Consider the following 14,377-nt stretch of genomic DNA (forward strand, 5'->3'; position numbering starts at 1 on the left):
TGAGTATGTTCGTTAATCATAATGTGCCCTCAAACAAGATTTGAAGATCTGATCATGACATTGAGATTTAGTTCAAAAAAATCCCCGCTAATTTCTTAGCAGGGATTTGTGTATAAGAGACAGCTGAAAAGTGCCTTTTTAGTTCGCTCAATTAATTTTTAACTACAGCGCGTTAAATACGTCGTCTGTTTTAGCTGCGCAAATAAAATCGTTTTTGTGTAGGCCTTTAATTGAATGGCTCCACCATGTAACCGTTACTTTGCCCCACTCGGTTAATAAACCTGGGTGATGGCCTTCGTCTTCTGCCATGTCGCCTACTTTGTTAGTAAACGCGATAGCTTGCTTAAAGTTTTTAAATTTATAAACACGCTCAAGCTGCATAATGCCGTCGCGTACTTCTGGTACCCAGTCTGGGATTTTAGTAATTAATTGTGCTAACTCTTCGTCAGATACTTTTGGCGCATCTACGTGACAGGCTTCGCATTTTTGTGCACTTAATGAAGACATTCTAAATCCTTACTTTTAGCTTTTTTAGCATTAATGTTTAACTGGCTAATTTTTCTTTTGGTGGAAATTTTGGGTCGTGCAAGCCAAGCTCTTTAGCTCGCTCAACCAAAGTCATAATATCCATTTGCGATATATCAAACAGATCATGAATCGAATTTATGGTGTAGTACTGTGGCTGCATAATATCAATACGGTACGGCGTACGCAGTACATCAAGCACATTCATTGGGCTAATTTCTGGCGTGTTTGAGTATACGTACTGAGTTTCACCTGGGCTTGATAAAATACCGCCGCCGTAAATACGCAGGCCGTCTTCGGTTTGCATTAAACCAAATTCAACTGTAAACCAGTATATACGCGCAAGGTATACACGGTCCTTTTTCTGCGCTGCGTAACCTAATTGTCCGTACTTGTGCGTAAACTCGGCAAAGTCAGGGTTAGTTAGCATGGCGCAATGGCCAAATATTTCATGAAAAATATCTGGCTCTTGTAGGTAGTCAAATTCTTCGCGGCTACGAATAAATGTAGCTACCGGAAACTGCTTGTTTGCCAGTAATCTAAAAAACTCATCAAAGTCGATAAGCGCAGGTACTGGCGCGACTTGCCAACCGGTAGTGGCTAGTAACACTTCGTTTAGTTCGCTTAACTGCGGAATACGATCGTGCGGCAGGTTAATCTTTTTTAACCCTTGCATGTACTCGTTGCAGGCTTTGCCTTCAATGCATGCAAGTTGACGCGCTACAAGCTCAGACCAAATTTTATTTTCTTCATCACTCCAGTGTATAACACCATTTTCGTCTGGTGTTTTGGATGTGTATTTACTTGCTTTAGCCATAAGTACCTTCTTGGGTGTGAGCCCTAAATCGGTGTCAGTGTGATACTCAAATCTATTGAATATCGAATGACCCCATACTATGCAAAAGTGAAGAAAAGTTTAATAGATAGACTAACATCAGTATTTGGGACGATCACCACTATCGTAAATTTATAATTACACCTATGGAAATCTAAAAATACAGACCTTTAAATAAAGGCCTGTAGCTTGCCTTTATGTGTATACAATTAATTACACCTAACCAATTTCAGTAAAAGCTTGGTCTAAATCACTAATAATGTCGTTAACATCTTCAAGCCCAACCGAGAGTCTGATCAGCCCATCACTTATTCCAGCGGCAGCTCGCTCCTCTGGCGTATAAGGCGAGTGAGTCATAGATGCAGGATGCTGAATCAGTGTTTCAGCGTCGCCGAGGCTTACTGCAAGTGTGCAAAGTTTCATACTATCAATAAATTGAGCGCCATCTTGTAGCGTGCCTTTTATTTCAAACGCAATAACACCACCAGCGGCTTTCATTTGATTACCAATAAACTTATAACCAGGGTGCGATTTAAGCCCCGGGTAATATACGGTACTTACTTGTGGGTGAGCTTCTAGATATTGCGCTATTGTTTGTGCGCTTTGACAATGGCGTTCTATTCTAATGGCGAGTGTTTTTAGGCCTCGATTAATTAGCCATGCATCGTGTGGGCTTATGGTTGCACCAATATCTTTTAATACGGTCATTTTAATGTGTGTTATGTGCTCAAGCGATCCACATACAATACCCGCTACTACGTCTCCGTGGCCGTTTAAGTACTTGGTCGCACTGTGCATTATAATGTCGATACCGTATTTTTTAGGCGATTGCAGTAGCGGCGTTAAAAAGGTGTTGTCGACCACACTAATTAAGTTGTGCTCTTTAGCAACTGCGCCAATAAGTGCCAAATCAATAACCGCCATAGTGGGGTTGATTGGCGTTTCTACAAATATCATTTTTGAATTAGGTTTGATGGCAGCGCGTAGTTCGTCCTCGTTGGTCATATCAACAAAAGTGACTTCGATTCCCCAGCGCGGCAACATATGCGAGAAAAACGCAAAGGTACAACCATATAAAGCACTTGAGGCAACAAGATGATCTCCTTGCGATAAAAAGCTCAGTACTGAGGCAGATACAGCCCCCATACCTGTTGCGGTTGCAGCTGCTGCTTCACAACTCTCTAGTTGAGCAACTTTTTGTTCAAGCTCTGTGGTTGTGGGGTTTCCTAAACGCGTATAAATATAGCCAGGTTCGTCCCCTGCAAAACGCGCAGCACCCTGCGCGGCATTTTCAAAATGAAAGGTAGAGGTTTGATACAAAGGAGAAGTGAGTGCCCCGTGCGGGTCGTTTGCTTTTTGTGGTCCGTGAATACACTGGGTGTTTATATGATGCTTGCTCATTGTAGGCTCATTTTTTTGATTATTATGTTTTTGCGATTCAACAATCAAAACGTATGCGCTTACAAACAGCAAGCATGCCGGATGCTCAGATGGCTATTTGTGCAAAAACCGTGCAGCGCACGTTTGTACACAAATATTGCCACCAGGGCGTGTTGACCTTTGCGGATTGAAATTTGTTCAATCCAAGGAAGATTAAATCGCGGCGCGAGGTTTGTAACCTAGTGGGCTCGGTAACTGCTCCTGCGTTACCCTACTGGCTTACATCCATGTAAGAATAAGTAAAACCGAGCAAAGCTTCCGCGTCCTGCTCACGCCCCTTACCTACATCCATGTAGGCAACAAAGAGTAAATAGCCCCTAGGAAGAACCCTTTGGGCAGCGCCTGTTTGGCATTAATGCTACGTTATCACCTATTTATGGGGAATAACCACACTACATAGGCTCTGCCTTGCCTAAATACCAAACAGACTGCTGCAAATTCAACCATCAAAGATAAACACGCCCTCGTATTTTACTACGTTGACTCCGCCTTTTTACGGCTCATAATTTTACCTGCGATGCTTTGCACAGTGCCTTTTAGTAAGCTGCGTTTGTTTTCAAGCCGTGGTAATGGGCGACTAAGCTCCATTGCTTTGTAACCAATACGCGCTGTAAAAATACCGGCGCTGACCCCTTGCGCAGCTCGTCCCGAAAGCTTACCTAAAAGCTCAGCACTTAGTGCAGTTGCAGCAAGGTCAGATACAAGCTCTGCACTGCCAACAAACATTACTTGTTTTATCAACATACGGTAAAGCTTAATGCGGCTCGCGTAGCCAAAACCAATGCCGTAAATTTTACCAATTTGTTCTATTAACTTAGTACCGCGCCAAAGCACAGCCATCATATCCACCAGCGCAAGTGGGCTTAGGGCAACTAGCAGTGCAGATTCAGTCGCAAAACGATTTATAAGCTTTTTAGCTTTGGTGTCTTGGGTTATTAATAAACTGTTGGCGTACAGCGTCATTATTTCTTTGTCGCTGTGATGCATCGCTACTTGGTTTTTAAAGGTTTCAAAGTTATCAAGCTCTTGGTGTTTATTAAGCTTTTCGAGCCAAGGTAATGCACCACCTACTTGCTCGCTGTTTAAAAGCCTGTCGGCTTCAACCCGGTGCAATTGGTTACGCTTTAAACTGCGCAGCATTCGGTACTCTCGCCACAATAAGCGCCCTATTAGCAGTACGCCACTTACAACCGCAGTTAAATAAACACTGCCTAAAATAATTGACTGCTCGAAAGCAAATACTAACGAGTACGCAAACTCTAAAAGCATCAGCACTATAAAACTAATAGCAAAAACACCTTTAAGTGTTTGCCACTTTGACTTTTTATAAACAGGTTCCAGATCTATTTCTGGTTCTAGTGCTTCATCTTCAAGTTCTTCGTAATCACTTTGTCCGTGCTGAATAATTTTTGCAGGTGCTAAAACGGGTTCGTTTTGCTCAATGCTTTGCGTATCTATACGACGCCCTGCTTGAAATGGTTGGTTTGACTCACTCATGTTAATTTGTCTCCTAGCAGGTACTGCATGACATGATCTAATCGAATATGTTTTAGTTGTTTATCGGGGCTCGGCATTGGAGAGAACGATAAAAACTCAAATCCCTGTTCTGGCCACTCATTTTTATTAAGCATCCGCGAGGGAGGTTGCGGCGGTAGATACGTAAGCCAATCAGGCTCGTGTAATGGTTTACCGTAAATGCAGTCAAGCGTTTGGCCTTTGTCGGTAATTTGGCGCGGTTGCGTTGCTGTAATTGACGACATGGCCATGGTTTCTATTTTTACACCATCAAACTTTAAATGATTACTTTGCTCATGCACGAGCGAATCAAGTAGCAGTGCTAAATCTTTATGGTGCTTAGCACTTATGTGATCTGATTTATTAGCTGCAAATAATATTTTGTCTATGTTGGGCTTAAATAAACGTTTAAAAAAGCCCGACTCGCCATAGTTAAAATGTGCGAGTAATTGGTTTATTACACTGCTTTGCTCTTGGAGTGTTTCGTGCCCTTCGTTTAACGCACTAAGTACATCTACAAGTACAATTTGGCGATCGAAGTGCCTAAAATGCTCATTATAAAATGGTTTTACGACTTCTTTTATATAGGCGTTAAAACGCTTAATTAAATGCGCTAAATTAGAACCCGCAACGACATCGTCACTGTTTATTTCACCCGATACCGGAAAAAACAATAACAATGGCGCGCCTTGTAGGTCGCCAGGCATTAGCATACGCCCAGGTTGTAACATGGCAAGTTTGGTGTCTTTTTTAAGCCCGACTAACATGCTTTGATAAAGCTGAGCAATATGGGCAAGTGCGTTTTCATCAACGGGAGCGTTTAAGTCAAGTTGCTCAACGGCCATTAAAAAATCACTTGATGTGTTTACGCGCGAAGGCTGAGTTAATAACGGATATTGCTGCTCGCACCATTGAGAATAGCTTTGCTCAAGCATAGGTAAATCAAGGAGCCATTCACCCGGATAGTCAATAATATCTAAATAAAGCGTTGATTGCGGTGAAAAGTGGCCGCGCAGCCCTGCATTACTTTGATACTTTATTGCCAAGCGCAGCGTATTAATACGCTCGGTAGATGCAGGCCATGTAGGCATCCCATCGCTGGGTAATAAAGCATTGAGTGATCGAGGGTAATTAAACGTAGGAACTTTTAACGCCTCTTGCGGCACAACTTTAGTGGCCACATGGCGGTGCTCGCGCATTACATCAAAAAAAGGTAAGTTTTTATCGTCCGCTTGGGTTGTTAAGTGTTTAACAAGCGCGGTAATAAAGGCTGTTTTACCACTACCACTTAGGCCAGTTACGGCAAGTTTTACGTGTTGGTCTAAACTGCGATGAAGGGCTTTTTGTGCTTTGCCTTTAATGCTTTTAAAGGTCTTTTTTGCAAATGATTGGCTCATAAAGTGTCTTGCACCTAATTTGCCGTAATTTATCACGTTGCAAATAAGGTGCTATTAAATCCTTTAAAGTTTGTTAATTTCACGGCTCACCGTAAACTCGCTTGAAGTTACATGGCGCTCCATATCTTGAAGGCGAGTATCTACACGCGTTAAACGCTCTTTTAAATCTTGCAATGCGCGGCGCGGCGGCTCGCCTTTTTGCCATACTTTAAATTTTACTTCTAGCGGATCGTCAGTTTTAGTTGAGCTTTTAGTTTGGGATGTTGCGGGCTCTTTTTTATCTAAAATGAACCAGGCTGCAATATACGCTACCACAAATAATGGGCCACCCGTTAGCAGTACCGCACTAACAAATATAATGCGAACTAACCATAACTCCATATTAAAGTAGTCACTTAATCCCGCACATACTCCGGCTATTTTACCGCGTTGTGGGTCTCTTAATAATTCGCGTTTGGCACTCATACTTTGCGTCTCCATTGTGGTGACTCTTGATCAAGCAATGCTTCAAGTGTTTCTAATCGTTCAGCCATTTTTTCAGCTTTGTGTGCAAGCTCAAGTAATTGGTGATGTTCGTGCTCACTTAAACCTTGGCTTACTTGTTTCTTGCTACGGTAGTGCAAAATTAGCCACAGCGGAGCAACAAAAATCATAAACAAGATAAATGGTGCAACTAATATCTCTGGATCAAACATAATCCTCTCCTGACAATCCGTTTTGATGTTTTTAAGCTGGGGCACATGGGCCCCATATATTTTTATATGTAATTATTTATCAGCTAACTTCTTTTTAAGTTCGGCTAGCTCATCATCTATCTTTTCATTTTTTTGTAGATTAGCAATTTCATCCGCTAACGTCTTTTTACCTAAATCGTACGACTCAATTTGAGATTCTAGTCCATCAATTTTGGTTTCGTAACGTTCAAAGCGGTTAAGTGCTTCTTCTACTTTTGAGCTATCAAGTGTCTTTTTCACTTCAAGGCGCGACTCAGCCGAACGTTGGCGAAGTATAATCGCTTTTTGACGAGATTTAGCATCTGCTAGCTTTTCTTGTAGCGTCGTTACTTCTTGCTGTAATTTCTCAATATGAGACTCTACATGTTCAAGCTCACTCGCTACTGAAGCAACTGCATCTGCCGACTTTTGCTTTTCAAGTAAGGCTGAACGCGCTAAATCGTCGCGGTCTTTACTTAAAGCCAGTTCGGCTTTATCTTGCCAATCACTTACCTGCGCTTTAAGTGTATCTAAGCGGCGTACAATTTCTTTTTTCTCAGCCAATGTTTTAGCTGATGTAGAACGTACTTCAACAAGCGTATCTTCCATTTCTTGAATAATCAGACGAACCATTTTTTCTGGGTCTTCTGCTTTATCTAAAATGGCGTTGATATTAGAATTAACGATATCTGCAAAACGTGAAAAAATTCCCATAACATTTACCTCTGTAATTAAAACTTAGTTAGTCTGCTATAACTAGTATCAATATGCTTGCCAACTTTTTAAAAGTTAAAATACACTTTATTTTCATTACGTTAAACTAAATATACAAATTTCTTTAGTTATCCCTAATTATGAAATACACTAACTGTTAGTAAAAATGACCAAGAGTTAGGAAATATGAGCCAATATCGCCAACAGGATAATTTACTCGGCCAATCAGATAGCTTTCTGTCTGTATTAGATCAGGTATCGCAACTGGCTAATTTAGATAAACCGGTACTTATTATTGGTGAACGCGGCACAGGTAAAGAGCTAATAGCAGCACGCTTACACTTTTTATCAAAACGCTGGGATCAAAACTACGTAAAGCTTAACTGTGCAGCGCTTAACGAAAACCTACTCGAAAGTGAGTTATTTGGCCACGAAAGCGGTGCTTTTACGGGGGCAAGTAAACGTCACGAAGGTCGTTTTGAACGCGCTAACAGCGGCACACTGTTTTTAGATGAATTAGCTAATACCTCAGCTATGGTACAAGAAAAACTGCTGCGCGTTATAGAATACGGTGAGTTTGAACGTGTTGGCGGCAAACAAACTGTAAAAGTAGATACCCGCTTAGTGTGTGCGACAAACGAAGATCTTCCTTATTTGGCCGAGCAATGTGAATTTAGAAGTGATTTACTCGATCGCCTTGCCTTTGATGTAATTACCCTGCCACCACTGCGCGAACGCCAAGACGATATTATGCTTCTTGCTGAGCAGTTTGCGATGAATATGGCGCGCGATTTAGAGTGGGAACTGTTTAGCGGTTTTACCCGAAGCGCAACAGAAACACTGCTTAGTTATGATTGGCCTGGTAATATTCGTGAACTTAAAAATGTGGTTGAACGCAGTTTGTATCGCCACGGTAGTGAACATATTCCCGTTCACCAGATTATTTTAGACCCATTCGATAGCCCATTTAGACCAAAAGCGCGCATTAAAGCACCTATAGCAGCTCAAACGGTTAATGCCGAGCCTATTGTTGTTGCGCCACCGATTGCTCAAGCAAGCAGTAATGTAGCCGTCGATATTCAATTTCCGTGCAGCTTAAAAGAGCGTTCAAACGACTTTGAAATAAACATGATTAATAAAGCACTCGAACATAGCCAATTTAATCAAAAGAAAACTGCAGAAGTACTTGGTTTAACGTATCATCAATTACGTGGTTATCTTAAAAAATACAACTTGTTGGATCAACAATAGTCAGAGGTTATGCGGGTGCATAAATTATTACTTGTTTTGCTTACCACCACTTTAGTTGGTTGCCTTGATAGCAAAGAAGAAATCATAGAAGAAAAAAACCAAGGCTTAGTTTATTGCGCTGAAGCTAACCCTGTGTCGTTTAATCCGCAAGTCACGACCACCGGTTCAACTATTGATATAATTGCTAACCAATTATACGACCGCTTAATTAGCATTGACCCTGTTACGGCAGAGTTTCAAAGTGAGCTGGCGACCGATTGGAAAATTAGCAAAGATGGTAAATCGGTTACCTTTACCCTGCGTAAAGATGTAAAGTTTCATACAACTTCTTATTTTACCCCATCGCGGGACTTTAACGCCGACGACGTTATATTCACCTTTAGCCGATTATTCGATGTATATAATCCATATCACTTTGTGGGCGATGCCGATTACCCGTATTTTCAAAGTGTAGGAATTGATCAACTTATTCGCAAAATTGTGCGCGTGTCTGACTACCAAGTCCGTTTTGAATTGTTTAATCCTGAAAGTAGTTTTTTAGCTAATATGGCTACCGACTTTGCCGTGGTGCTTTCAGAAGAATACGCCATGAAACTTAAGAAAAATAATCAAAAGAACCTATTTGATCAGTACCCTATTGGCACCGGCCCGTATATTTATAAAGAATACCGCCGAGATCATCTTGTGCGCTTTTACCGTAACCCACTTTATTGGAAGCATGACGTTGCACTTGAGCAATTGGTTTACGATATAACCCCTAACGGCACTACGCGCATAGCAAAAATGCTGACTAAAGAGTGCGATGTAACGGCTCATCCAAGTAGTGCGCAATTGAGCATTTTAGCGCAACGTGATGATATAAACGTCGAAAAAGAAACAAACTTAAACATAGGTTATTGGGCATTTAATACAGAGCGTGCTCCGTTTGACGACTTACGCGTACGCCAAGCGCTTGCGCACGCAATAGATGTAGATAAAATAATGCAGGCGGTTTATTACGGTAACGGTACTCGCGCACAATCTATTTTGCCGCCAACCTCTTGGGCATTTGAGCCACAAGAAGATATACCTACGTTTGATCCAGAACTTGCTAAAAAATTACTTATTGAAGCAGGGTTGCCTAATGGCTTTGATATGACGATATGGGCTATGCCTGTGAGTCGTATTTATAATCCCAACGCACGTAAAATGGCTGAGCTTATGCAAAGTGATTTACGCAAAGTAGGCGTTAACGTCAGTATTGTAGAATATGAGTGGAATACGTTTATTCAACGTATTGGCGAGCATAGGCACGACAGTGTATTACTTGGTTGGGCCGCAGATACACCCGACCCTGATAACTTTTTTAGCCCGCTGCTGAGTTGCACCGCTACTTTTAGTGGCAAAAACCCTGCAAACTGGTGTAATCCCCAATTTGATTTATTGCTTACTAAAGCACTAGACACCACTGATTTAAACAAACGTAAAAAATACTACGAAGATGCACAAAGCTTAATTATTAAAGAGTTGCCGTTATTACCAATTGCTCATGGCTTGCGCTTTCAAGCAAGTAGCGCTGATGTGGAAGGCATAACACTTGGCCCGTTTGGTGCTATTTCGCTTGCTAATGCGAGGAAAAAATAATGATCTTAGATTATATTTTACGTCGCCTTGGTTTGTTCTTTTTTATGATACTAATGCTCAGCGTATTTACGTTTTCACTGGCGTATTTATTTCCCGGTGATCCGCTAAGTAATTTAAGTGGCATACCAAGTGGTAACTTTGCACAGCATAGTGAGCTTGAGGATAAATATTTATACAACAGCAATTACTTTATGCAATACATTGCCTTTTTAGGGAGAATATTTCAAGGCGATTGGGGGCTTTCATTTGCCTCTGGTAACAGCGTGTTTAGCCATATTATTGACTTACTACCGGCTACTTTAGAGCTAAGCGTATATGCATTAATTGTATCGGTTGTTATTGGTGTACCTACTGGCATTTTAGGCTCTGGCTATCATAAACGCTGGCCCGACAAACTTATAAACTCTGTCACTATGGTAGGTTATTCAATGCCTGTGTTTTGGCTCGCATTGTTGTTAATAATGGTTTTTTCATTAAAGCTTGGCTGGTTTCCTATGTCGGGCAGAATGGGCCTCCTTTACGAAATACCCGCCAGTACAGGGTTTATATTAATTGATATTGCTCTAGCTGGATTTCCATATAAAGGGATGGCCTTTGTTGATGCGCTGCGTCATTTAACACTCCCTACTATTGTATTGGCCATGTATCCAACCACGGTATTAGTGCGCTTTACTCGCGAGTCTATGCTTAAGGTAATGGATCAAAACTTTATTAAAACAGCTAGGGCAAAAGGCCTTAACCGCCGTCAACTTATCATGCACCATGCACTGCGTAATGCTCTACTACCGGTAATTAAGCAAATTGGTTTGCAATTTAGCACCTTGATAACACTTGCGATGATTACTGAAGTTATTTTTTCTTGGCCGGGTATTGGCCGATGGTTAATCGATAGTATTTATCAGCGCGACTTTCCTGCAATTCAAGGCGGATTAATGGCGGTGTCTTTATTTGTTATTTTAGCCTCTATTACAGCTGAGCTTACTTACACTTTATTCGATCCACTCTCGCGGAATCAGGCCCATGGCAAAGTTTAATTTATTTTCTGAAGAGTCGAATAAATCGCCACTTGCGCGATTTTGGCGCAAATTTAAAAACAATCACCCAGCTTTGGTTGGTTTATGGATATTTATGGCGTTTGCATTATTGGCCGCCACAGCTCCTTTTTTAGCGCCCTATGGCGTAAACCAACAGCATAGTGATGCACTACTCATACCGCCCTCATGGCGAGAAATGGGCGATGTACGCTTTATTTTAGGCACCGATGATTTAGGCCGTGATGTACTCTCGCGCTTAATGAATGGTGCAACATATACGTTTGGACTTTCTGTTGTAGCTGCCCTAATCACGACCCTGTTTGGTGTATTAGTGGGGACTTTTGCAGGGATTAGTAAAGGACTGCGTTCAAGCTTTTTAAATCATTTGCTTGATATAACACTTTCTATTCCTTCTTTGTTATTGGCCATAATAATAATCGCCATACTCGGCCCTGGTTTAATGAATACCGTATGGGCAATTATTTTAGCGTTACTACCGCAATTTATTCACTCGGTGCGCAACCTAATTGTTGATGAATTAAGTAAAGATTACATTACTGCGTTTAGACTCGATGGCGCATCTAATTGGCATATAATATCGCGCGGTATTTTCCCTAATATTTATGAGCATATTGTGGTTATATTCACGATGGCGCTTTCTACTGCGATATTAGATATTTCAGCACTGGGATTTTTAAAATTAGGGGCTCAGCCACCAACGACCGAATGGGGCGCAATATTAGCCGAAAATCTAGGCCTTATTTATTTAGCGCCGTGGACTGTAGCGCTACCTGGTGTGCTGTTATTTTTAGCCGTGTTATCTACTAATTTAGTAGGCGATGGCCTGCGACAAGTGCTAAAAGCACGTAAGGCTGATTAAATGCAATTACTCGATGTTCGTAACTTAACAATTGAACTACGTACCTCTGAAACTGTAATTAGAGCCGTAGACAGAGTGAGTTTTAGCTTAAAAGAAGGTGAAGTACATGCGCTTGTAGGCGAATCTGGCTCTGGTAAAAGCCTAATAGCAAAAGCGATTATTGGTGTATTAAACGAACGCTGGGATATTACTGCCGACCGTATTCATTGGCGCGGCGTAGACTTAATGCGTTTAAGCCCAGAGAAACGCCGTAAAATAGTAAGCCAAGATATAGCGATGATCTATCAAGATCCAAGTCGCTGCCTTGACCCAACCGCTAAAATATTTGACCAAATTGCCGAAACACTCCCAGAGGTCGCAACTAAAGGTTTCTTTTTAAAGCGCAACCGCGAGAGAAAAGACAGAGTAAAAGCGCTTATTCATAAAGTGGGCATTAAAAACCACGAAGCAGTACTAAGTAGTTACCCTCATGAGCTCTCAGAAGGCGTATGTCAAAAAGTAATGATTGCAATGGCCATTGCCCGCACTCCAAAGCTATTGATAGCAGATGAGCCAACTACAGCGCTTGAGAGCACAACTCGCGCACAAGTATTTAGATTACTAAAAAGCTTAAACCAACTTAAAAATATGTCTATTTTAATGATCTCTCATGAACTTGAAGAGATTGCACATTGGTCGCATGGCATTCATGTTTTATATTGCGGGCAAATGGTTGAAGCAGGCCCAACCCACGTAATATTCAAACAGCCTCGCCATCCATACACGCAAGCATTACTAAAAAGCTTGCCAGACTACGAGCAAGGCTTAGCACATAAAGAACCTTTTTATGCGCTTAAAGGGACTATCCCTACTCTGCAACATTTGCCTATTGGCTGTCGCCTCGGGCCGCGTTGCCCACAAGCGCAAAAAGCCTGTGTGGTTACACCAGCCCTGACTAAACATCATGGGCATAGTTATGCGTGTCACTTCCCGTTAATTAAGGACATGAAATAATGCAGCCACTGTTAAAAGTACAAGCACTTTGTAAAACCTTTAATGTGCGAGCTGGGCTTTTTTCACGTAAAAAGTTTGAAGTCCTTAAAAACATTTCATTTTGCGTAGGTAAAGGTGAAAGCATTGCCATAATTGGCGAAACAGGCGCAGGTAAAAGTACGTTGGCAAAACTACTTTCAGGAGCTGATAGCGCTGATAGCGGGCAAATTTTGCTCGAGAATAATATTATCGAAGATAATGGCGTACGCGATAATCAATGTCGCCATATTCGTATGATTTTTCAAGATTCAGCTGCATCGCTCAACCCGGGGTTAACCATTGGCGAAATGCTTGATGATTGCCTGCAATATAATACTGAGCTTGATGCTAGTGAACGCACTGAAAAGATTGATGCAACGCTTTCTAAGGTGGGTTTGTTAATTGATCATAAACACTACTACCCGCATATGTTTAGTGTGGGGCAGCTACAGCGTGTAGCGTTTTCTCGTGCATTAATTTTAGATCCTAAGGTGATTGTACTTGATGAAGCTGTTTCATCTTTAGATCCCTCCATACGGGCGCAAATAGTAAACTTGTTACTTAAGCTGCAGCGCGATACAGGCCTTACGTATGTGATGATCACTCATCATTTAAGTTTAGTACGTCACATTAGTGATTTTGTAGTTGTACTTGATAAAGGCGAAGTGGTTGAATACGGTCCTACTGAAGATGTTTTTCAAAACCCTCAATCAAAAGTAACGCAGCGTTTATTAAGCTGCTAAAGCAGATTATAAATACCTAACTTTTTTGTAAGGTAACCGTATTTAACTAGGTCTTCTTGTTAATTGTATTTAATTAACAAGAGATCTCATGCTTTAACAAAAGTTACTACTTAGCCTTTCCCCATTACTCCTTCTATCAGCCTCAGCTATTGCTGATACAAATTGGGTTGGTGGCGTTGATCATTTAGGTTTAACCGTATCAAACTTAGATGCATCCAAAGCATTTTTTACTGATGTACTTGGCTTTAAAACGCTAGGGAATGACCCAGTCTATCCTGCTTATTTTTTATCAAACAATAAAATAACCATTACATTATGGCGCGTGAAAAACGATGCAAAACGTGTGGAGTTTAATCGAGCAGAAAATGTGGGCTTACACCATTTAGCACTCAGTGTTGAAAGTATCAAAAAGTTAAGCGAGCTACATGAACACTTAAAAATGCAAAATAATATTATTATAGAGTTTGCACCCGAAAACTTAGGTAGCGGCCCAACCCAACATATGATGATAAGAGAGCCTAGCGGCAATCGGATTGAGTTTATTGCCAGAGGTAATTAAAAGACAATAAAGAAAGGCGCTAATTAGCTGTCTCTTGATCACAAGTCTGACTCAAGAGATTTTGCTAAATCGTAGCCTTCCAGGATGGCTTGTAACTTAAGCCATCCTTGCCATAACACTTTCACAGATGCACGCCC

15 protein-coding genes are annotated in these 14,377 nt (G+C 41.3%); 7 read left to right on the top strand and 8 right to left on the bottom strand.

Annotated elements, in window-relative coordinates:
• Positions 1 to 162 precede the first annotated feature (162 nt).
• From H5161_RS19695 to pspA, 8 genes are all read right to left on the bottom strand, one after another.
• Entirely contained in the window at positions 163 to 507 is a 345-nt protein-coding gene (locus tag H5161_RS19695) for a 4a-hydroxytetrahydrobiopterin dehydratase (RefSeq protein ID WP_002958326.1), read from the bottom strand.
• A gap of 37 nt (positions 508 to 544) precedes the next feature.
• Positions 545 to 1,342 carry a phenylalanine 4-monooxygenase gene (gene phhA, locus H5161_RS19700; protein WP_002958327.1) on the bottom strand — a complete coding sequence of 266 codons (798 nt, stop codon included), beginning with the start codon at positions 1,340 to 1,342 and terminating at the stop codon, positions 545 to 547.
• Positions 1,343 to 1,579: 237 nt separating this feature from the next.
• On the bottom strand, positions 1,580 to 2,761 hold the full coding sequence (gene megL, locus H5161_RS19705) for a methionine gamma-lyase (protein ID WP_182769909.1): 1,182 nt from the start codon (positions 2,759 to 2,761) through the stop codon (positions 1,580 to 1,582).
• A gap of 513 nt (positions 2,762 to 3,274) precedes the next feature.
• Entirely contained in the window at positions 3,275 to 4,297 is a 1,023-nt protein-coding gene (locus tag H5161_RS19710; protein ID WP_182769910.1) for a YcjF family protein, read from the bottom strand.
• Positions 4,294 to 5,712, bottom strand: coding sequence for a YcjX family protein (locus tag H5161_RS19715; RefSeq protein ID WP_182769911.1), 1,419 nt, complete (start codon positions 5,710 to 5,712; stop codon positions 4,294 to 4,296). The genes H5161_RS19710 and H5161_RS19715 overlap by 4 nt, the downstream gene beginning before the upstream one ends.
• Before the next feature lie 63 nt (positions 5,713 to 5,775).
• Positions 5,776 to 6,177 carry an envelope stress response membrane protein PspC gene (pspC, locus tag H5161_RS19720; RefSeq protein ID WP_182769912.1) on the bottom strand — a complete coding sequence of 134 codons (402 nt, stop codon included), beginning with the start codon at positions 6,175 to 6,177 and terminating at the stop codon, positions 5,776 to 5,778.
• Positions 6,174 to 6,407 carry an envelope stress response membrane protein PspB gene (gene pspB / locus H5161_RS19725; RefSeq protein WP_182769913.1) on the bottom strand — a complete coding sequence of 78 codons (234 nt, stop codon included), beginning with the start codon at positions 6,405 to 6,407 and terminating at the stop codon, positions 6,174 to 6,176. The genes pspC and pspB overlap by 4 nt, the downstream gene beginning before the upstream one ends.
• A gap of 72 nt (positions 6,408 to 6,479) precedes the next feature.
• The gene (gene pspA, locus H5161_RS19730; RefSeq protein WP_007376832.1) at positions 6,480 to 7,139 is read right to left on the bottom strand and encodes a phage shock protein PspA; all 660 of its coding nucleotides are present in this window, start codon (positions 7,137 to 7,139) and stop codon (positions 6,480 to 6,482) included.
• Positions 7,140 to 7,325: 186 nt separating this feature from the next.
• Here pspA and pspF point away from each other — a divergent pair, with 186 nt between their 5' ends.
• The 7 genes from pspF (at position 7,326) to H5161_RS19765 (ending at position 14,240) form a co-directional block, all read left to right on the top strand.
• On the top strand, positions 7,326 to 8,390 hold the full coding sequence (gene pspF / locus H5161_RS19735; protein ID WP_182769914.1) for a phage shock protein operon transcriptional activator: 1,065 nt from the start codon (positions 7,326 to 7,328) through the stop codon (positions 8,388 to 8,390).
• Positions 8,391 to 8,405: 15 nt separating this feature from the next.
• Complete coding sequence (locus tag H5161_RS19740; RefSeq protein ID WP_024596506.1) at positions 8,406 to 10,013, top strand: ABC transporter substrate-binding protein; 1,608 nt, start codon at positions 8,406 to 8,408, stop codon at positions 10,011 to 10,013.
• Positions 10,013 to 11,047 (top strand): ABC transporter permease subunit, encoded by a 1,035-nt coding sequence (locus H5161_RS19745; RefSeq protein ID WP_002958336.1) that lies wholly within the window; start codon positions 10,013 to 10,015, stop codon positions 11,045 to 11,047. Before H5161_RS19740 ends, H5161_RS19745 begins: the two co-directional genes overlap by 1 nt.
• Positions 11,034 to 11,927, top strand: a complete 894-nt coding sequence (locus tag H5161_RS19750) for an ABC transporter permease subunit (protein WP_002958337.1) — start codon at positions 11,034 to 11,036, stop codon at positions 11,925 to 11,927. Before H5161_RS19745 ends, H5161_RS19750 begins: the two co-directional genes overlap by 14 nt.
• Positions 11,928 to 12,920 (top strand): oligopeptide/dipeptide ABC transporter ATP-binding protein, encoded by a 993-nt coding sequence (locus H5161_RS19755; protein ID WP_182769915.1) that lies wholly within the window; start codon positions 11,928 to 11,930, stop codon positions 12,918 to 12,920.
• Positions 12,920 to 13,681 carry an ATP-binding cassette domain-containing protein gene (locus tag H5161_RS19760; RefSeq protein WP_002958339.1) on the top strand — a complete coding sequence of 254 codons (762 nt, stop codon included), beginning with the start codon at positions 12,920 to 12,922 and terminating at the stop codon, positions 13,679 to 13,681. The genes H5161_RS19755 and H5161_RS19760 overlap by 1 nt, the downstream gene beginning before the upstream one ends.
• Before the next feature lie 148 nt (positions 13,682 to 13,829).
• Positions 13,830 to 14,240, top strand: coding sequence for a VOC family protein (locus tag H5161_RS19765; protein ID WP_310737021.1), 411 nt, complete (start codon positions 13,830 to 13,832; stop codon positions 14,238 to 14,240).
• The last annotated feature ends 137 nt before the right edge of the window (positions 14,241 to 14,377 follow it).

Origin of the sequence: Pseudoalteromonas sp. SG43-5 (assembly GCF_014164345.1) — a bacterium.
Taxonomy (GTDB): Bacteria; Pseudomonadota; Gammaproteobacteria; order Enterobacterales; family Alteromonadaceae; genus Pseudoalteromonas; species Pseudoalteromonas distincta.